The sequence below is a fragment of the Streptomyces sp. NPDC057302 genome (genome assembly GCF_042667685.1).
Lineage (GTDB): Bacteria > Actinomycetota > Actinomycetes > Streptomycetales > Streptomycetaceae > Streptomyces.
In genome coordinates this window covers 25779-43972 of the sequence record NZ_JBHUZJ010000044.1, presented here as the reverse complement: position 1 = coordinate 43972, position 18194 = coordinate 25779, and the positions used below count along the sequence as shown (strand labels likewise).

Genomic DNA, 18194 nt, shown 5'->3' with positions numbered 1-18194 from the left:
CCCGGTCCCAGGTCCACCCGTACGAGTTACGCGTTGCCGCGAACTCCCTGGGCGAGATCGGCCGCGAGCGCGCGGACGGCGTCCAGTCCCGCGGCCTCGTCCGGCGCGTCGAGCATCCGCTGGACGAAGGCGGAGCCCACGATCACACCGTCGGCGAAGCCCGCGACCTCGGCGGCCTGGCGGGCGTTGGAGACCCCGAGGCCGACGCAGACCGGCAGCTCGGTGGTGGCCTTGGTGCGCCGCACCAGCTCCTGCGCCTGCTCCCCCACGGAGGCGCGGGTGCCCGTGACGCCCATCAGCGAGGCCGCGTACACGAAGCCGGAACCGGCCGCCGTGATCGTGGCCAGGCGCGCGTCCTTGCTGCTCGGCGCGACGACGAAGACCGTCGCCAGGCCGTGCTTCTCGGCGTGCTCCCTCCACAGCGCGGACTCCTGGACGGGCAAGTCGGGCAGGATGCACCCGGCGCCGCCCGCCTCGGCGAGCTCGGCGGTGAAGCGCTCGACGCCGTAGCGGTCGATCGGATTCCAGTACGTCATGACGAGCACCGGCTTGCCCGTGGCCTCGTGGGCCTCGCGCACCGTGCGCAGCACGTCGACGATCTTCAGGCCCGCCTTGAGCGCGATGTCGTCGGCGGTCTGGATGACGGGACCGTCCAGGACGGGGTCGCTGTGCGGCAGGCCGACCTCCACGACGTCGGCGCCGCCCTCGAAGACGGCCTTGATGGCCGCGATGCCGCCGTCCACGGTCGGGAACCCGGCCGGGAGGTAGGCGATGAGGGCGGAGCGCCCCTCGGCCTTGGCGGCCGCCAGGGTCTCGTCCAACAGCTGGATGTTGCCGCTCACTTGGCGTCCCCCTCGATCTCCGCGCCGGTACCGGCCGCGTCCGCCTCGACGGCGGCGTCCGTGTCGTACAGGCCGAAGTAGCGTGCGGCCGTGTCCATGTCCTTGTCGCCGCGCCCGGACAGGTTGATGATGATCAGCCCGTCCTTGCCCAGCTCCTTGCCGACGTCGAGCGCCCCGGCGAGCGCGTGGGCGCTCTCGATGGCCGGGATGATGCCCTCGGTGCGCGACAGGAGGCGCAGGGCCTGCATGGCCGCGTCGTCGGTGACCGCGCGGTACTCGCCGCGGCCGCTGTCCTTGAGGTAGGCGTGCTCGGGGCCGATGCCCGGGTAGTCGAGCCCGGCGGAGATCGAGTAGGGCTCGGTGATCTGCCCTTCCTCGTCCTGGAGTACGTACGACCGTGAGCCGTGCAGGATCCCGGGCTCACCGGCGGTCAGCGTGGCCGCGTGCTCGCCGGTCTCGACGCCGTGGCCCGCGGGCTCGCACCCGATGAGCCGGACGTCCGCGTCCGGGATGAAGGCGTGGAAGAGGCCGATGGCGTTCGAGCCACCGCCCACGCACGCGACGGCGGCGTCGGGCAGGCGTCCGGCGCGCTCCAGGATCTGGCCGCGGGCCTCCACCCCGATGACGCGGTGGAAGTCGCGCACCATGGCGGGGAAGGGGTGCGGGCCGGCCACCGTGCCGAAGAGGTAGTGCGTGCGGTCCACGTTGGCGACCCAGTCGCGGAACGCCTCGTTGATGGCGTCCTTCAGGGTCCTGCTGCCGGACTTCACGGCGATGACCTCGGCGCCGAGCATGCGCATGCGGGCCACGTTCAGGGCCTGGCGCTCGGTGTCGATCTCACCCATGTAGATGGTGCATTCGAGGCCGAAGAGCGCGCAGGCGGTGGCGGTGGCGACGCCGTGCTGTCCGGCGCCGGTCTCCGCGATGACGCGGGTCTTGCCCATGCGCTTGGTGAGCAGGGCCTGGCCGAGCACGTTGTTGATCTTGTGCGAGCCGGTGTGGTTCAGGTCCTCGCGCTTGAGGAAGACGCGGGCGCCCCCGGCGTGCTCGGCGAACCGGGGCACTTCGGTGAGGCTGCTGGGGCGGCCGGTGTAGTTGACCAGGAGGTCGTCGAGCTCGCGGGCGAACTCGGGGTCGCTCTTGGCCTTCTCGTACTCGACGGCGACCTCGTCCACGGCGGCGACGAGGGCCTCCGGGATGAATTTGCCGCCGAAGGCGCCGAAGTAGCCTTCGGCGCTGGGGATGTGACCCTCTGGGTCGGGGTGGAAGTACTCGCTGGGCATGCCTCTACCTCACGTGGCGTGAATGGGTGATCTGCGGATGCGATCGACCCCGCCAGGGGCACGGGGAACTGCGCGAGCAAGCCCCACCGGGGTGAGGACGGCTACGCGCCGTGCAGGGCAGACGATTCGTCCGGCCGACGCGACGCCGTGGCTGGTCGCGCAGTTCCCCGCGCCCCTGACGGGGCGCTCGGCCATCGCATCCCGTTCACCTGACCCGGCTCATCGCCGATGACGTACCGCACCCTGCGGCCGTGCACGCGCCGCGCGGGCGCCCGGCAACCGCGAGGGCGGCAGCCGGGTGCGAGGCGGGCGAAGGCGGTCATCGGGAGGGGTCAGCTCCGCCCGTGGCGAAGGGCGGGGTGCGCGCCCGCGGCGACGAGGTCGGAGACCGCGCCCTTGGGGTCGCGTCCGGTCACCAGGGACTCGCCCACGAGCACCGCGTCGGCGCCCGCGTTGGCGAACGCGATGAGGTCGTGCGGCCCGCGCACACCGGACTCGGCGATCTTGACGACGCTGTCCGGCAGCTCGGGCGCGACGCGCTCGAAGGTGGAGCGGTCGACCTTCAGGGTCTTGAGGTCGCGGTTGTTGACGCCGATGACCCGCGCGCCCGCGTCCACGGCCCGCTCGGCCTCGTCCTCGTCGTGCACCTCGACGATCGGCGTGAGGCCGATCGAATGGGCGCGCTCGATGAGCGACTCCAGGGCGGGCTGCTCCAGGGCTGCCACGATCAGCAGGGCGAGGTCGGCGCCGTAGGCACGCGCCTCCCACAGCTGGTACGAGGTGACGATGAAGTCCTTGCGGAGCACCGGGATGTCGACCTTGGCCCGGACGGCCTCCAGGTCGGCGAGCGAACCGCCGAAGCGGCGCTCCTCGGTGAGCACGGAGATGACGGCGGCGCCGCCCGCTTCGTAGTCGGCGGCGAGCCCGGCCGGATCGGCGATCGCGGCGAGCGCGCCCTTGGACGGGCTGGAGCGCTTGACCTCGCAGATGACCTTGACGCCGTCGCCGCGCAGCGCGGCGACCCCGTCCTTGGCCGCGGGAGCCTTGGCCGCGCGCTCCTTGAGCTCGTCGAGGCTGACGCGCGCCTGCCGTTCCGCGAGGTCGGCACGGACTCCGTCGATGATCTCGTCGAGCACACTCACGCGAGCGGCCCCCTTCCCTGACGGTGAAGCTGCTGTTTGAACCTCAAGCTGTTCGGCTGCCTCATCAGGCATTCCGATGGTCACTGCGATGGTATCCGCAGGAGGGCGAAGGCCCCGCATCCGGTTGACGCCAGTCCCAGCACCTGGACACCCGATAGGCCCGCGGCCTGCGCTTTCTCGGCATTCAGGGGTGCAGCCATGCCCCGAACGGCAGATTGCGCACGAGGGTGAAAACGGCGATGAGGACCCCGATTCCGTACAGCTGTGCGGGTCCCAACTCGATCCGCAGCCGTCGTCCACGCGCCGCGCGGGCCGCCCAGAGGGTCCATACGACCGCGAAGACGCCGTAGCCCACGACGGCGAGCGCGTTGGCGCCAAGGGCCGTGGTGAGGTCTCCGTGGACGAAGGCGTGGGCGCTGCGCAGTCCGCCGCAGCCGGGGCAGAACACGCCGGTGAGCTGGAGCAGCGGACAGGCGGGGTAGTGGCCCGGCTCGTTCGGGTCGACCGTCCCGACGTAGGCGAAGGCGGCGATCACCGAGCCGAGCACACCGACGGGCACGGCGAGGCGCCGCAGTGCGGGGCCGACGGGTGGTGCGGCGCTCTCGGGTTCGGCGTTCACCCGATGCATTGTGCCCTTCGGCGGCGTCCCCTGCCCGGCAGGGAAACGCGGAAGGAGGCCGCCCCGGCGCCTGCCGGGACCGCCTCCCACGTACGTCGGTGAAGCTCAGACCTCGGAGTGCGCGAGCTGCCCCTGCGGCTGGCGCTGGCGCTTGGCCTGGCCGAGGCCCGCGGCACGCATGATCATGCCCACGACGCCACCGGCGACGATGATGACCATGCCGGCCCAGAAGCCCAGCGGGTTGGCCATCACCATGAAGGCACCCGATACGCAGAAACCGATGAAGGCGATGATGACACCGGTCCAGGCGGCCGGGGTGTGTCCGTGGCTGCTGCCCGACATGGCTTGCTCCTCGTTGCTGTGTGCGTGGCTGTGCTGCGTGAGGTGAGCCCAGCGCTCCCCTCACCATTGTTCCGTACTCGCGCGCGGGCGTGAGCCCGGGGTCATGCCTCGCGCGTCGGGTCCTCGCCGCGGTCGAGGGCCTTCCACAGGTCTTCGGGCCGGTCCGGGTCCACCGTGGGCGGCGCCTTGCGGGGGCGCGGCGCGCCGTCGCGTTCGTAGCGTCCCGACATCGCGGGCCAGGACCTGCCGTACGTCAGGGCGAGCAGCCCGGCGATCAGGAGCAGCACACCCGCGCCCGCCGCCGCGTACGGCCAGGCCGTGTGGCTGAGATCACCGATCGTGGTGGCGGCGTCGCCGGAGGCCTCGGCCGCCTTCTCGTCGAGTGCGCCGCTGTCGTCGGCGGCGAGCAGGGCGGAGGCCACGATGCCCGCGCCGCTCAGCGCGAGCAGCAGCGAGACCAGCAGCCGCCCGGCCCTGCGGACGGCGAAGACGGCGACGAGCGCGGCGAGGCCCACTATCGCCAGGGCCGCGGGCACGCCCGTGACATCGCTGCCCGTGGCGCTCAGCGGCAGTTCGCCGCCGGCCACGGAAGCGGTGCCGTCGGCCCAGGTCTGGCGGGAGGCGAGCAGGGTCAGGGCCGCGCCGACCGCGCCGGACAGCAGGGCCACGGCGATGCTGCGGCGACCGCTGCGCTGGGCCCGGGTCTCGGGCACGGCGTCGGCGTCGGCGTCGGCAGCCTGGGTGCGGGGCGGTGGTACGGCTGAAGTCACCCCTCCACTATCCCTCACGTCCATCGGGGCGCCGCAGCCGGTTCGCCGTGTGGACGGCCCGCAGGACCGCCGCCGCCTTGTTGCGGCACTCGGTGTCCTCGGCCACGGGGTCGGAGTCGGCGACGACCCCGGCGCCCGCCTGGACGTATGCCGTGCCCTTGCGCAGGAGCGCGGTGCGGATGGCGATGGCGGTGTCGGAGTCGCCGGCGAAGTCGAGATATCCGACACACCCGCCGTAGAGGCCGCGCCGGGAGGGTTCGAGCTCGTCGATGATCTGCATCGCGCGGGGCTTGGGGGCGCCGGAGAGGGTGCCCGCGGGGAAGCAGGCGGTGAGGACGTCGAAGGCGGTGCGGCCCCCGGCGACCTGGCCGGTGACCGTCGAGACGATGTGCATGACGTGCGAGTACCGCTCGATGGACATGAAGTCGACGACCTCGACCGAGCCGGGCTCGCAGACGCGCCCCAGGTCGTTGCGGCCCAGGTCGACCAGCATCAGGTGCTCGGCCCGCTCCTTGGGGTCGGCGAGCAGCTCGTCGGCCAGCGCCTGGTCCTCCTGCGGGGTGGCGCCGCGCGGCCGGGTGCCCGCGATGGGGTGCACCATGGCGCGGCCGTCCTCGACCTTGACGAGGGCTTCGGGGGACGACCCGACGACGTCGAATCCGTCGAAGCGGAAGAGGTACATGTACGGCGACGGGTTGGTGGCCCGCAGCACGCGGTAGACGTCCAACGCGCTTGCGTCACAGGGGGTTTCGAAGCGCTGCGAGGGAACGACCTGGAAGGCCTCGCCCGCGCGGATGCGCTCCTTGATGTCCTCGACGGCTTCTTGGTACTGCTCGCCGCCCCACAGGGCGGTGTACTGAGGGAGCTCGGACGGCGGCAGGGCGGCCGGGGGCTGGGAGACGGGCCGCGACAGGTCGGCCTCCATGGCGTCGAGGCGCGCGACGGCGTCGCTGTACGCCTCGTCGACGCCCGTCTCCAGGTCGTTGTGGTTGATCGCGTTGGCGATCAGGAGCACGGAGCCGTCCCAGTGGTCGAGCACGGCGAGGTCGCTGGTGAGCAGCATGGTCAGCTCGGGCAGCTGGAGGTCGTCCCGCTCGCCGGGGCCGATCTTCTCCAGGCGCCGCACGATGTCGTAGCCGAGGTACCCGACCATGCCGCCGGTGAAGGGCGGCATCCCGGACGCCAGGTCGCGGGGGGTGTGCAGGGTTTCGACGGTGGCGCGCAGGGCGTCCAGCGGGTCGCCGGTGGTGGGGACGCCGACGGGCGGTGTGCCCATCCAGTGGGTCTCGCCGTCGCGGCTGGTGAGGGTGGCGGCGCTGCGGACGCCCACGAAGGAGTAGCGAGACCAGGAGCGGCCGTTCTCCGCGGACTCCAGGAGGAACGTGCCGGTCCGCTCTGCGGCCAGCTTGCGGTAGAGCCCGACGGGAGTGTCACCGTCCGCGAGGAGCCTGCGGCTGACGGGGATCACTCGGCGGTCGCTCGCGAGCTTGCGGAAGGTCTCGAGATCCATGGGAGGAGCTTACGGCCGTGCGGGTGGCGGACGGTGTCGCGGGCCGACAGGCGGAACGCGGGCCACTAGAACGGGACGATGACCAACCGCCGTACGCTGCCCGCCCTTGCCCTCGTCCTCGCCTCGACCGCGTTCGCGGCCGCCGCCCCCGGCCCCGTCGTGTGGCCCGCCCCCAAGGACGTACCCGAGAGGGTCCGGGCGGCCGGCTTGGAGATGCTCGACTCCGAGGCGATGGACATGCACATCCACACCACCCTGAAGGTGTACTCGGGCGCGAGCCCCGTCACCGTCCCCGCGGACATCGGCATCGACCGCTCGGGGCCCAAGCCCCGCTACAGCCCGCTGCACACGCACGACACGACCGGCACCCTGCACGTGGAGTCGGAGCGGTGGCGGGACTTCACCCTGGGTCAGTTCATGACCGAGTGGGGCGTGAGCGGCGTACGGGAGAAGTGCGATGCCGACGTCGCCGGGCGCCGCTGGGCCGATCCGACCCGCGTCGTGCTGCGCGACGGCGAGACGATCACGCTTCGGTGCCGGTGAAGGACACGGTGAGGGTGTCGGAGTCGAAGCACGTGCGGGTGCCCGTGTGACAGGCGGCGCCGATCTGGTCGACCTGGACCAGGACGGTGTCCGCGTCGCAGTCCAGGGCGACGGACTTCACGTACTGGAAGTGCCCGGACGTGTCGCCCTTGACCCAGTACTCCTGGCGGCTGCGCGACCAGTAGGTGCAGCGCCCGGTGGTGAGCGTGCGGTGCAGCGCCTCGTCGTCCATCCAGCCCAGCATCAGGACCTCGCCGGTGTCGTACTGCTGGGCGACGGCGGGTACGAGCCCGTCCGCGCCGCGCTTGAGGCGGGCGGCGATGTCGGGGGCGAGGCTGCTGGGCGGGGGCGTGACGGTCATGGGGCCATTGTGCCGCGCTCCGGCCACCCCGCCGGGCCCGGTCCACTGGGCGGACCACGTGCCGAGTCGTAGGCTGGGTGGCATGTCGACCCATGCCAAGCGTGAACGACTTCTTCTCGCCGATCTGTTGGAGGCGCAGGGCCCTGATGCCCCCACCCTCTGCGAGGGCTGGAACGCCCGCGATCTCGCGGCCCACGTGGTGGTCCGCGAGCGCCGCGCGGACGCCGCGGGCGGGCTGCTGATCAAGCAGCTGGCCTCGCGCCTGGAGCGGGTGCAGGCCGAGTTCGCCGCGAAGCCGTACGAGGAACTGATCCAGCTGATCAGGACGGGCCCGCCACGCTTCTCGCCCTTCTCCCTCAAGCAGATCGACGAGGCGTCGAACGCCGTCGAGTTCTACGTCCACACCGAGGACGTGCGCCGCGCCCAGCCCGACTGGACCCCGCGCGAGCTCGACCCGGTCTTCTCGGACGCCCTGTGGTCCCGCCTGGAGCGGATGGCCCGCCTGATGGGCCGCAAGGCGCCGGTGGGCATGGTCCTGCGGCGCCCGGACGGCCAGACGGCGGTGGCGCACCGCGGCACCCCCGTGGTGACGGTGACCGGGGAGCCCTCCGAGCTGCTGATGTTCGTGCACGGACGGCAGGAAGCGGCCCACGTCGAACTGGACGGGGACAAGGACGCGATCGCCCGACTGCACGAGACGAAGCAACTGGGCCTCTGATGATCCGGGTCGCGATGACCGGTGTGTACGTGGACGACGTCGCCAGGGCGCACGCCTTCTACACGGACGTACTGGGCTTCGAGACCCGGCACCACGTCGACATGGTCGGCGGGGCGGTCTTCGTCACGGTGGGAGCGGCGGGCGGCGGGCAGGACGTGGAGCTGCTGCTCGAGCCCGGCGAGGGCCCCATCAAGGATCCCTACCGCAAGGCGCTGCACGAGGCGGGGATCCCGTGCATCGTCTTCGGGGTCGACGACGTCCGGGCCGAGCACGAGCGGCTGGTCGGCCTCGGGGTGCGGTTCACTCAGGGGCCCGAGGAGCAGGGGCCGGTGATCACCGCGGTGCTGGATGACTCCGTCGGGAACCTGGTGCAGTTGATGCAGGCCGCTTCCGCGACGTAGCCGCGGGTCGCGGGTCGCGGATCTCACGGGCGGGGAGGGGCGGTCGGCAGTTCGGCCGCCCGCAGCCCTCGCGAGCAGAGTCCGTACACCCCGGCGAGCGCGCACGTGGCCGCGCTCGCGGTGAAGACGGGCGCCGTGCCCCAGATGCCCGCGGCCCATCCCGTCAGGGGGTACGTCAGCGGCGCCACACCCAGGCTGACCAGTCCACCGACGGCGGTGACCCGGCCGATGTACGCGGGGTCCGCCTCGGTCTGCATCAGCGCGGCGGACAGGGCCCCGGTGAGCCCCACCAGGAGACCGACAAGCAGCGCCACCCCGGCCGCGACCGGCAGCCTCGGCACATACGCCATGGCTGCGATCCCCACGGCTCCCACGGCGCACGTCGCGCACAGCACGACCCCGGCCCGCGGCAGCCGCCCCCGCACGGTCAGCAGGAGCGCCGAACCCCCGGCCCCCGCGCCGAACCCGGCGAGGACCAGGCCCACCCCGGACGCGCCCCAGCCACGCTCGTCGGCCAGCAGGGTGAGCCCGATGTTCAGGGGGCCGACGAAGCCCAGGTCCGCGAGGGCGACGACGACCATCAGCGGGGCGAGGATCCGGTGCCGTCGGATGTACCGGAGCCCGTCCCCCAGCTCGCTCCACGCGGTCCTTGCCCCCTGCGGCCCCGCCTCGGCCGGCAGCTTCCCGACGCGGACGCCCACCAGCAGCGGCAGTGACACCGCGAAGAGCAGCCCGGCGACGGCGAACGCCGTGGCCGAGCCGCCGAGCGCGATGCCAAGACCGCCGAGCGGCGCCCCCACGACGTTGGCGAGACGGATCACGAGGCCCCGCATGCCCTGCACGCGGGCCAGTTGGCCGCGCCCCGTGATGCGTGCCGGGAGCGCGCCCACCGCGGGCATGAACAGGGCGTCGACCACGCCGAAGACGAACCCGAGCGCGGCGAGCAGCCACACGCCGGGGCTCGCCCCGAGCAGCAGCCCCGCCACCGCGAACACCGCGACGCACCGCACCGCGTCGCCGCCGATGACGACCCTGCGGGGCCCGAACCGGTCGGCGACGACTCCCCCGCCCAGCATCAGGAGCGCTCGCGGCACGGCGCTGACGGCCATGACCACACCCGCCTGCGCGGGGCTCCCGGACTGGATGGCGGCCCAGGACAGGGCGATGTAGAAGACGTTGTCGCCGATCGCGGACGCGCTGTACGCGCCGAGCCAGCGCAGAACATTGCCGTCCCGGTGCGCGGGCTTCTCCGGAGCGGGAGTCTCGCGTATGTCCGTGGTGGTCATGTGGGGCAGCCCTCTCAGAGCCGGAAGGGGAAGCTGGCCATATGCACGGCGACGTTCTCGCGCCCTTCGGTGTCGCCCGCCGCCTCGGCGGCCTTGCCCTGCTCCTCGTACGTCCTGACCAGGGCATGGATCTCCGCGTTGAGCCGCTTCAGCTCGGCGGGGTTCAGGCGGGCGAGGAAGTCCGACTGGTCGGCGGCCAGGCGCCATTCGGCGCCCCACGCCTCCTGCTGGTCCAGGTAGGTCTCGTACTGCTCCCTGCGGTACGCGATCAGGCTGCGCAGGACGGCCGCGTGCGTGGCGGCCCCCTCGGGCGAGTCCTTGAAGTCCTCGTGGCGGAAGCTCAGGCTGTCCTGCGCCGCCTGCCACCACCGCTCCCGCGCGTCCTCGCTCTGCACGTCGGCCTCCTCGATGAGCCCGTGCTCGGCCAGCTTGCGCAGGTGGTAGCTGACCAGCGAGACGGCCTCGTCGACCTGCCCCGCCAGCTGTGACGCGGTCGACGGACCGGCCACCCGGAGCGTGCCGTAGACCCTCAGACGCAGCGGATGCCCCAACGCCTTGAGCGTGCCGACATCGGTGATGCGGCGAGGCTCGCCGCCGGGCTCGGGCTGCTTGTCGTTCATGCCTTCACCGTAGATAGGAAAGAAAACTTGCGCAATATAAATTGCGCAAGTTTCGCTTCGCATCTCCACGGCGAAAAGCCCCGGCCACCCAGTGACCGGGGCATACGCGAAGAACGCCGCTCAGCGAACCGGGTGCCCGGCCCCCCGCAGCGTCTCCTTGACCTCACCGATCCGCAGATCCCCGAAGTGGAAGACCGACGCGGCGAGCACCGCGTCCGCGCCCGCCGCGATCGCCGGCGGGAAGTGGTCCAGGCGGCCCGCGCCGCCGGACGCGATGACCGGGACGGTGACATGACGCCGTACCGCCGCGATCATCTCGATGTCGTAGCCGTCCTTCGTGCCGTCCGCGTCCATCGAGTTGAGCAGGATCTCCCCCGCGCCCAGCTCGGCGGCCCGGTGCGCCCACTCGACGGCGTCGATCCCGGCGGACCTGCGGCCGCCGTGGGTGGTGACCTCGAAGCCCCCGGACGGAGTCCGCCGCGCGTCGACCGACAGGACCAGCACCTGACGCCCGAACCGCTCCGCGATCTCGCGGATCAGCTCGGGCCGCGCGATGGCGGCCGTGTTCACGCCCACCTTGTCCGCGCCGGCCCGCAGGAGCTTGTCGACGTCCTCCGCCGTGCGGACGCCGCCGCCCACCGTGAGCGGGATGAAGACCTGCTCGGCGGTGCGGCGGACCACGTCGTACGTCGTCTCGCGGTTGCCCGAGGACGCGGTGATGTCGAGGAAGGTGAGCTCGTCGGCGCCCTCGGCGTCGTACACCTTGGCCATCTCGACGGGGTCGCCCGCGTCGCGCAGGTTCTGGAAGTTGACGCCCTTGACGACGCGGCCGTTGTCCACGTCGAGGCAGGGAATGACCCGTACGGAGAGTGTCATTCCGCGCCACCTGCCCGCGGGCCGTAGGCCTCCACCTCGACCTCGACGACCAGGCTCGGGTCGATGAAGCCGGAGACGATGAGCATCGAAGCGGCGGGGCGGACGTCGTCGAAGAGCTCCTTGTGGGCCCTGCCGACCTCCTCCACGTCCCGCGCGTGGGTCAGGTACATGCGGGTGCGTACGACGTGCTCACGGCCCAGGCCCAGCTGCTTGAGCGCCTCGACGGCGACGTGGAAGGCGTTGGCCGCCTGCTCGTAGGGGGTCCCGGCGTCTATGACGCCGTCCACCACCGACGTGCAACCCGACACCAGGACGAGGCCGTTGGGCAGCTCGACGGCGCGGGAGTAGCCGATGGCTTCCTCCCAGGGCCCGCCCGAGCTCACCCGGCGTACGACGTCGCTCATGACGACGCCACCGCGGCCAGGGCCTCTTCGAGCGTGAAGGCCTTCGCGTACAGCGCCTTGCCGACGATCGCGCCCTCGACGCCCTGCGGGACGAGCTCGGAGATCGCGCGCAGATCGTCGAGGCTGCTCACCCCGCCGGAGGCGACGACCGGGCGGTCCGTGACCGCGCAGACGCCCCGCAGGAGCTCCAGGTTCGGGCCCTGCAGCGTGCCGTCCTTGGCGATGTCGGTGACGACGTAGCGGGCGCAGCCCTCGGAGTCGAGGCGCGCCAGGGTCTCGTAGAGGTCGCCGCCGTCGCGGGTCCAGCCACGGCCGCGCAGCGTCGTGCCGCGGACGTCGAGGCCCACCGCGATCTTGTCGCCGTGCTCGGCGATGATCTTGGCGACCCAGTCGGGGGTCTCCAGGGCCGCGGTGCCGAGGTTCACGCGGGTGCAGCCGGTGGCCAGGGCCGCGGCGAGCGTGTCGTCGTCGCGGATGCCGCCGGACAGCTCGACCTTGATGTCCATGGCTTCGGTGACCTCGCGGATCAGCGCGCGGTTGTCGCCGGTGCCGAACGCGGCGTCCAGGTCGACCAGGTGCAGCCACTCGGCGCCCGACCGCTGCCAGGACAGGGCGGCCTCCAGCGGGGAGCCGTAGGAGGTCTCCGATCCGGACTCGCCGTGGACCAGACGCACGGCCTGGCCGTCGCGGACGTCGACGGCGGGGAGGAGTTCGAGCTTGCTCACAGAAATCCCTGACATTCCTAGAGGGTTCCGATCCAGTTGGTGAGGAGCTGGGCGCCGGCGTCGCCGGACTTCTCGGGGTGGAACTGCGTGGCCCACAGCGCGCCGTTCTCGACGGCGGCCACGAAGGGCTCGCCGTGCGTGGTCCAGGAGACCTTGGGCGCGCGGAAGGCGGGGTTGCCCGCCTCGAAGTCCCAGTGGTGCACGGCGTACGAGTGCACGAAGTAGTAGCGGGCATCGGCGTCCAGGCCCGCGAACAGCTGCGAGCCCTCGGGCGCCTGAACCGTGTTCCAGCCCATGTGCGGGACGATGTCGGCCTTCAGCGGCTCGACGGTGCCGGGCCACTCGTCGAGGCCCTCGGCCTCCACGTCGTGCTCGATGCCGCGCGCGAAGAGGATCTGCATGCCGACGCAGATGCCCAGCACGGGACGGCCGCCCGCGAGCCTTCGGCCCACGATCCAGTCGCCGCGCGCCTCCTTGAGCCCCTGTATGCAGGCGGCGAAGGCGCCGACGCCGGGGACGAGGAGGCCGTCGGCGTTCATCGCCGTGTCGTAGTCACGGGTTATCTCGACCTCCGCGCCCGCGCGCGCGAGGGCGCGCTCGGCGGAACGGACGTTCCCGAAGCCGTAGTCGAAGACGACGACCTTCTTCTGGGGAGTGCTCATCTCGGCTGCGTCCCCTCAGTTCCAGTAGTCGAGCCGCATGACGCCCGCGACGATGCACATGGCCGCGCCGATGGAGAGCAGCGTGATCAGGCTCTTGGGCATCCCCTGCTTGACGAAGGAGATGATGCCGCCGATCAGGAAGAGACCGACGACGATCAGGATGGTGTTGAGACCGGTCATGGCTTTACAGCGCGCCCTTCGTGGAGGGGAGGATCCCGGCGGCGCGCGGGTCGTGCTCCGATGCGTAGCGCAGCGCGCGGGCGAGGGCCTTGAACTGGCACTCCACGATGTGGTGGGCGTTGCGGCCATAGGGCACGTGCACGTGCAGGGCGATCTGGGCCTGCGCGACGAAGGACTCCAGGATGTGCCGGGTCATCGTCGTGTCGTACGTGCCGATCATCGGCGCCATGGTCTCGGGCTCGGTGTGCACGAGGTAGGGGCGGCCGCTCAGGTCGACGGTCACCTGGGCGAGCGACTCGTCCAGCGGGACGGTGCAGTTGCCGAAGCGGTAGATGCCGACCTTGTCGCCGAGCGCCTGCTTGAAGGCGGCGCCCAGGGCGAGGGCGGTGTCCTCGATGGTGTGGTGCGTGTCGATGTGCAGGTCGCCCTCGGTCTTGACCGTGAGGTCGAAGAGGCCGTGGCGGCCGAGCTGGTCGAGCATGTGGTCGTAGAAGCCGACACCCGTCGACACCTCGACCTTGCCGGTGCCGTCGAGATCGATCTCGACGAGGACCGACGTCTCCTTCGTGGTCCGTTCGACCCGTCCAACGCGGCTCATGCCTGCTCCTTCTTCAGTTCGCGTACCGCATCGAGGAACGCGTCGTTCTCTTCGGGGGTTCCGGCGCTGACACGCAGCCAGCCGGGTACTCCGTTGTCCCGGACCAGGACGCCCCGGTCGAGGATCCGCTGCCAGACCTGGTGGGAGGCCCCTTCGCCGTCGAACCGCCCGAACTGGACGAAGTTGGCGTCGGAGTCGATCACTTCGTAGCCGATCGCACGCAGCTCGCTCACCAGCCGGTCGCGCTCGCCCTTGAGCTGCTCGACGTACTTCAGGAGCGTGTCGGTGTGCTCCAGGGCGGCGAGCGCGGTGGCCTGGGTGATCGCCGACAGGTGGTACGGCAGGCGTACGAGCTGTACGGCGTCGACGACGGCCGGGTCGGCGGCGAGGTAGCCCAGGCGCAGCCCGGCCGCTCCGAAGGCCTTCGACATGGTGCGCGAGACGACGAGATTCGGCCGTCCCGCGAGCAGCGGGAGGAGCGAGTCGCCGTGGCTGAACTCCACGTACGCCTCGTCGACCACGACCATCGAGGGCTTGGCGGCCTGCGCGGCTTCGTAGAGCGCGATCACCGTGTCGGCCGAGACCGCGTTGCCCGTGGGATTGTTGGGCGTGGTGATGAAGACGACGTCCGGCTGGTTCTCGGCGATGGTCTTCGCCGCCGCGTCGGCGTCGATGGTGAAGCCCTCGCCGCGGGGGCCCGAGATCCAGCCCGTGCCGGTGCCGCGCGCGATGAGGCCGTGCATCGAGTACGAGGGCTCGAAACCGATGGCGGTGCGTCCGGGCCCGCCGAAGGTCTGCAGGAGCTGCTGGATGACTTCGTTCGAGCCGTTGGCCGCCCAGACGTTGGCGAGGGTGACCGCGTGGCCGCCGGTGTTCGTGAGGTAGCGGGCGAGCTCGGTGCGCAGCTCGACCGCGTCCCGGTCGGGGTAGCGGTTGAGGTCGCGGGCCGCCTCGCGCACGCGCTCGGCGATGCGCTCGACGAGCGGCTCGGGGAGCGGGTACGGGTTCTCGTTCGTGTTCAGGCGTACGGGGACGTCGAGTTGGGGGGCGCCGTAAGGGGACTTGCCGCGCAGTTCGTCGCGTACGGGGAGATCGTCGATGTTGGTCACTTGGTCTCCGGCACCTTCCACCCGAAGCGGGCCTTGACCGCCGCGCCGTGCGCGGGGAGGTCTTCGGCCTCCGCCAGCGTCACCACGTGGTGGGCGACGTCGGCGAGCGCGTCGCGGGTGTAGTCGACGATGTGGATGCCGCGCAGGAACGACTGGACGCTGAGCCCCGACGAGTGGCAGGCGCAACCGCCGGTCGGCAGGACGTGGTTGGAGCCCGCGCAGTAGTCGCCGAGCGAGACGGGCGCCCACGGGCCGACGAAGATCGCGCCCGCGTTCTTCACCCGGTCGGCGACGGCCGCCGCGTCGGCGGTCTGGATCTCCAGGTGCTCGGCGCCGTACGCGTCGACGACGCGCAGGCCCTCCTCCAAACCGTCGACCAGGACGATCGCGGACTGCCTGCCCGCGAGGGCGGGGGCGATCCGGTCCTCGACGTGCTTGGTCGCCGCGACCTGCGGCTCCAGCTCCTTGGCGACCGCGTCGGCCAGGGCCAGGGAGTCGGTGACCAGGACGGCTGCCGCGAGCGGGTCGTGCTCGGCCTGGCTGATCAGGTCGGAGGCGACGTGCACGGCATCGGCCGTGTCGTCGGCGAGGACCGCGATCTCGGTGGGGCCCGCCTCGGTGTCGATGCCGATGCGGCCCGTGAAGTAGCGCTTGGCGGCGGCGACCCAGATGTTGCCGGGGCCGGTGACCATGTTGGCCGGGGCGCAGGTCTCGGTGCCGTAGGCGAACATCGCGACGGCCTGGGCGCCGCCGACCGCGTACACCTCGTCGATGCCGAGGAGGGCGCAGGCGGCGAGGATCGTCGGGTGCGGAAGTCCGCTGAAGTCACCGCAGTCCTTCTGCGGCGGGGAGGCGAGCGCCATCGACTCGACGCCGGCCTCCTGGGCCGGGACCGCGTTCATGATCACGGAGGACGGGTAGACCGAGCGGCCACCCGGCGCGTAGAGCCCCACGCGCTCGACCGGCACCCACTTCTCGGTGACCGAGCCGCCGGGCACGACCTGGGTGGTGTGCGGGGCGCGGCGCTGCTCGCGGTGGACGATGCGGGCCCGCCGGATCGACTCCTCGAGGGCCTCGCGCACGACCGGGTCGAGGCCGGTCAGGGCCGCGGCGATGGCGCTCGCGGGGACACGGACCTGCGTCAGCCGTACCCCGTCGAACTTCTCCGCGTATTCGATCAGCGCCGCGTCGCCACGATGATGCACGTCCTCGCAGATGGGCCGCACCTTCTCCAGGGCGGCCGCGACGTCGAAGTCGGCACGGGGCAGCAGGGCGCGCAGGGCGGGGCCCTCGGGGAGGGCGTCGCCGCGCAGATCGATTCGGGAGATCACGTGGCCAATTCTCTCAGACCGTCATTCCGGGTCGGACGCCCGTATCACTGGCTGATATAGATCCCGGAAGACCACGTTCACCACTAGCGTTCAGCCCGTCACTGAGCGGGCATGAAACAGGTGTACGAGACACAAGCGCGTCGCGACACGGGATCGCAGTACGGCAGCGCAGTACGGGGAGGACGACAGCAGTGGTCGACGACACCGGCATCGGTGACCCGCCGGACGGACTGACCGCCGCCGAGATCGGCATGTGGCAGGCCTTCCGCAACGGCAGCGTCTACGACCTCAGGTCGGGCGACGCGATGGCGGACGATCCGCACGGCGGCCACCCCTGGGGTCCGGAACGCAGCGTGCGTGCGCGCATCGTGTGCTGGCTGCTCCTCGAAGGGCCGCCCGCGCTCTCGGGCCGGGTCTCGTCGCTGAAGCTCTCGGGCCTCCAGATCACGGACGTACTCGATCTGGCGGGCGGCGAGATCCATCCCTACGCCGAGCTGAAGCACTGCCGCTTCGAGAAGGAAGTGCTCGTCCCCGAGGCCAAGTTCACCACGCTGCGCCTGGTCAACTGCTCGATCCCGCGCGTGGAGGCGGCCCGCGTGCACACGGAGGGCGACCTGCATCTGCCGCGCTGCCGCATCCACAACGGCATGCGGCTCACGGACGCCCAGATCGGCACCGACCTGCTGATCAACCAGGCCGTGATCTACCGCGACCGGCGCGGCAACTCGATCATGGGCGACGGGCTCTCGGTCGGGCAGGACCTCCAGGCCGAGATGATGGAGTCGCACGGCCAGCTGAGCCTGCGCGGCGCGAAGATCGGCGTCTCCTTCAGCCTGCGCGGCAGCAAGCTCGCCAATCCGTACGGCCAGCGGGCGCTCAACGCCCCGCAGATGACCGTGGAGCGCACGCTCTACATGACGCCCGCCGCGCTCGGCGACCCCCCGATGACCAGCGGCACGACTCCCCCGCGCGGCACCCGCGTCCAGCGTTTCGAGTGCCAGGGCGGCATCCGGCTCGACGACGGGCGCTTCGGCGACGCCGTCGACCTGGCCCAGGCGCGCTTCGTCCTGGAGAACGACCAGGAGGTGTCGCTGCGCCGCGTCCAGACCCCCGAGCTGCGCTTCCTCGGCGAGGCCCCGCAGCGCGGCAAGGTCATCCTGTCCGGCATGAAGGTCGTCAACCTCATCGACAAGTCGACCAGCTGGCCGGGCCCCGGCGGCCTCCAGATGGGCGGCTTCAGCTACGAGAACCTCGTCCCGCTCGGCAGCTTCCCGCTCTCCCGGCGGCTGAGCTGGGTGGCGGCCGCGACCGCGGAGTACAACCCCGAGCCGTACGAGAAGCTGGCCACCGTCCTGCGCAACGGCGGCGAGGACGCCGACGCCCGCGAGGTCCTGCTCGCCAAGCAGCGCCGCCGCCGCGAGACCCTGCCGCTCGCGGCCAAGCTCTGGGGCTTCGCCCAGGACTGGACGGTGGCCTACGGCTACCGGCCCGGCCGGGCGGCCCTCTGGATGGCGGTGCTGTGGGCGGTGAGCGCGGTGGCCTTCAGCCGCGCCGACCACCCGGCGATCAAACCGGGCGAGCACCCGAACTGGAACCCCGCGCTCTTCTCCCTCGACCTGCTGCTCCCGGTGATCAACCTCGGCCAGGACAGCTACTGGCAGCTGCGCGGCGGCTGGCAGTGGTTCTCGGCGATCCTCATCCTGCTCGGCTGGGTGCTCGCGACGACGGTCGCGGCCGGGGCGACGAGGCTGCTGCGCAGGAACTGAAGGGGGCCGGCGGGCCCGCGGGGAGCAGATATTTTGCCATTCCTTGACCATGGTCCAGGCAACCTGACGACCGATACGAAAGCTTCACCGCCCGCCCCCTGGTACT

The 18194-nt window shown here is 71.6% G+C and carries 23 protein-coding genes; 4 read left to right on the top strand and 19 right to left on the bottom strand.

What is annotated here, in order from left to right; all coding sequences use genetic code 11:
- Positions 1 to 26 precede the first annotated feature (26 nt).
- The 8 genes from trpA to ACFUPX_RS27170 form a co-directional block, all read right to left on the bottom strand.
- Positions 27 to 842, bottom strand: coding sequence for a tryptophan synthase subunit alpha (gene trpA / locus ACFUPX_RS27205; RefSeq protein ID WP_383327950.1), 816 nt, complete (start codon positions 840 to 842; stop codon positions 27 to 29).
- Positions 839 to 2125 (bottom strand): tryptophan synthase subunit beta, encoded by a 1287-nt coding sequence (trpB, locus tag ACFUPX_RS27200; RefSeq protein WP_383327947.1) that lies wholly within the window; start codon positions 2123 to 2125, stop codon positions 839 to 841. Before trpB ends, trpA begins: the two co-directional genes overlap by 4 nt.
- 101 nt (positions 2126 to 2226) lie before the next feature.
- Positions 2227 to 2448, bottom strand: a complete 222-nt coding sequence (trpM, locus tag ACFUPX_RS27195; RefSeq protein WP_383271168.1) for a tryptophan biosynthesis modulator TrpM — start codon at positions 2446 to 2448, stop codon at positions 2227 to 2229.
- A 9-nt stretch (positions 2449 to 2457) separates the two neighbouring features.
- Entirely contained in the window at positions 2458 to 3267 is an 810-nt protein-coding gene (trpC, locus tag ACFUPX_RS27190; RefSeq protein WP_249590480.1) for an indole-3-glycerol phosphate synthase TrpC, read from the bottom strand.
- 184 nt (positions 3268 to 3451) lie between these two features.
- Positions 3452 to 3895: a DUF2752 domain-containing protein gene (locus ACFUPX_RS27185; protein WP_383327943.1), complete on the bottom strand. Its 444-nt coding sequence runs from the start codon at positions 3893 to 3895 to the stop codon at positions 3452 to 3454.
- Between the two features lie 96 nt (positions 3896 to 3991).
- Positions 3992 to 4228, bottom strand: a complete 237-nt coding sequence (locus ACFUPX_RS27180) for an HGxxPAAW family protein (RefSeq protein WP_383327940.1) — start codon at positions 4226 to 4228, stop codon at positions 3992 to 3994.
- 101 nt (positions 4229 to 4329) lie between these two features.
- Positions 4330 to 5022 (bottom strand): TIGR02234 family membrane protein, encoded by a 693-nt coding sequence (locus ACFUPX_RS27175; RefSeq protein WP_383327937.1) that lies wholly within the window; start codon positions 5020 to 5022, stop codon positions 4330 to 4332.
- Positions 5006 to 6508 (bottom strand): anthranilate synthase component I, encoded by a 1503-nt coding sequence (locus ACFUPX_RS27170; RefSeq protein WP_383327934.1) that lies wholly within the window; start codon positions 6506 to 6508, stop codon positions 5006 to 5008. Before ACFUPX_RS27170 ends, ACFUPX_RS27175 begins: the two co-directional genes overlap by 17 nt.
- Positions 6509 to 6586: 78 nt before the next feature.
- Here ACFUPX_RS27170 and ACFUPX_RS27165 point away from each other — a divergent pair, with 78 nt between their 5' ends.
- A complete protein-coding gene (locus ACFUPX_RS27165) occupies positions 6587 to 7051 on the top strand; it encodes a hypothetical protein (protein WP_383327931.1) in 465 nt (154 codons plus the stop codon).
- Here ACFUPX_RS27165 and hisI read toward each other — a convergent pair.
- Positions 7032 to 7412: a phosphoribosyl-AMP cyclohydrolase gene (hisI, locus tag ACFUPX_RS27160; protein WP_383327928.1), complete on the bottom strand. Its 381-nt coding sequence runs from the start codon at positions 7410 to 7412 to the stop codon at positions 7032 to 7034. The two genes, ACFUPX_RS27165 and hisI, sit on opposite strands and share 20 nt — an antisense overlap.
- 82 nt (positions 7413 to 7494) lie before the next feature.
- On the opposite strand from hisI, the gene ACFUPX_RS27155 reads away from it, so the two are divergent.
- Together ACFUPX_RS27155 and ACFUPX_RS27150 are read left to right on the top strand one after the other, a co-directional pair.
- Positions 7495 to 8130 carry a TIGR03085 family metal-binding protein gene (locus tag ACFUPX_RS27155; protein WP_383327925.1) on the top strand — a complete coding sequence of 212 codons (636 nt, stop codon included), beginning with the start codon at positions 7495 to 7497 and terminating at the stop codon, positions 8128 to 8130.
- Positions 8130 to 8531 (top strand): VOC family protein, encoded by a 402-nt coding sequence (locus tag ACFUPX_RS27150; RefSeq protein WP_383327922.1) that lies wholly within the window; start codon positions 8130 to 8132, stop codon positions 8529 to 8531. The genes ACFUPX_RS27155 and ACFUPX_RS27150 overlap by 1 nt, the downstream gene beginning before the upstream one ends.
- Positions 8532 to 8554: 23 nt before the next feature.
- On the opposite strand, the gene ACFUPX_RS27145 is transcribed toward ACFUPX_RS27150, so the two are convergent.
- The 10 genes from ACFUPX_RS27145 to hisD all read right to left on the bottom strand — a co-directional run bounded on the left by ACFUPX_RS27145 (position 8555) and on the right by hisD (position 16322).
- A complete protein-coding gene (locus tag ACFUPX_RS27145) occupies positions 8555 to 9817 on the bottom strand; it encodes an MFS transporter (protein WP_383327919.1) in 1263 nt (420 codons plus the stop codon).
- Positions 9818 to 9831: 14 nt separating this feature from the next.
- The gene (locus tag ACFUPX_RS27140; protein WP_383327916.1) at positions 9832 to 10437 is read right to left on the bottom strand and encodes an ArsR/SmtB family transcription factor; all 606 of its coding nucleotides are present in this window, start codon (positions 10435 to 10437) and stop codon (positions 9832 to 9834) included.
- A gap of 120 nt (positions 10438 to 10557) precedes the next feature.
- The gene (gene hisF, locus ACFUPX_RS27135) at positions 10558 to 11313 is read right to left on the bottom strand and encodes an imidazole glycerol phosphate synthase subunit HisF (RefSeq protein ID WP_383327913.1); all 756 of its coding nucleotides are present in this window, start codon (positions 11311 to 11313) and stop codon (positions 10558 to 10560) included.
- Positions 11310 to 11717, bottom strand: a complete 408-nt coding sequence (locus tag ACFUPX_RS27130; protein ID WP_383327910.1) for a RidA family protein — start codon at positions 11715 to 11717, stop codon at positions 11310 to 11312. The genes hisF and ACFUPX_RS27130 overlap by 4 nt, the downstream gene beginning before the upstream one ends.
- The gene (gene priA / locus ACFUPX_RS27125; RefSeq protein ID WP_383328020.1) at positions 11714 to 12442 is read right to left on the bottom strand and encodes a bifunctional 1-(5-phosphoribosyl)-5-((5-phosphoribosylamino)methylideneamino)imidazole-4-carboxamide isomerase/phosphoribosylanthranilate isomerase PriA; all 729 of its coding nucleotides are present in this window, start codon (positions 12440 to 12442) and stop codon (positions 11714 to 11716) included. Before priA ends, ACFUPX_RS27130 begins: the two co-directional genes overlap by 4 nt.
- A gap of 17 nt (positions 12443 to 12459) precedes the next feature.
- The gene (gene hisH, locus ACFUPX_RS27120) at positions 12460 to 13104 is read right to left on the bottom strand and encodes an imidazole glycerol phosphate synthase subunit HisH (RefSeq protein ID WP_383327907.1); all 645 of its coding nucleotides are present in this window, start codon (positions 13102 to 13104) and stop codon (positions 12460 to 12462) included.
- Between the two features lie 15 nt (positions 13105 to 13119).
- Complete coding sequence (locus tag ACFUPX_RS27115; protein WP_202121127.1) at positions 13120 to 13284, bottom strand: hypothetical protein; 165 nt, start codon at positions 13282 to 13284, stop codon at positions 13120 to 13122.
- Positions 13285 to 13288: 4 nt separating this feature from the next.
- Positions 13289 to 13882, bottom strand: coding sequence for an imidazoleglycerol-phosphate dehydratase HisB (gene hisB, locus ACFUPX_RS27110; protein WP_383327903.1), 594 nt, complete (start codon positions 13880 to 13882; stop codon positions 13289 to 13291).
- Positions 13879 to 14991 (bottom strand): histidinol-phosphate transaminase, encoded by a 1113-nt coding sequence (locus ACFUPX_RS27105; protein WP_383327900.1) that lies wholly within the window; start codon positions 14989 to 14991, stop codon positions 13879 to 13881. The genes hisB and ACFUPX_RS27105 overlap by 4 nt, the downstream gene beginning before the upstream one ends.
- Positions 14988 to 16322 (bottom strand): histidinol dehydrogenase, encoded by a 1335-nt coding sequence (gene hisD / locus ACFUPX_RS27100; RefSeq protein ID WP_383327897.1) that lies wholly within the window; start codon positions 16320 to 16322, stop codon positions 14988 to 14990. The genes ACFUPX_RS27105 and hisD overlap by 4 nt, the downstream gene beginning before the upstream one ends.
- A 251-nt stretch (positions 16323 to 16573) precedes the next feature.
- Here hisD and ACFUPX_RS27095 point away from each other — a divergent pair, with 251 nt between their 5' ends.
- Positions 16574 to 18088: an oxidoreductase gene (locus tag ACFUPX_RS27095; RefSeq protein WP_383328017.1), complete on the top strand. Its 1515-nt coding sequence runs from the start codon at positions 16574 to 16576 to the stop codon at positions 18086 to 18088.
- The last annotated feature ends 106 nt before the right edge of the window (positions 18089 to 18194 follow it).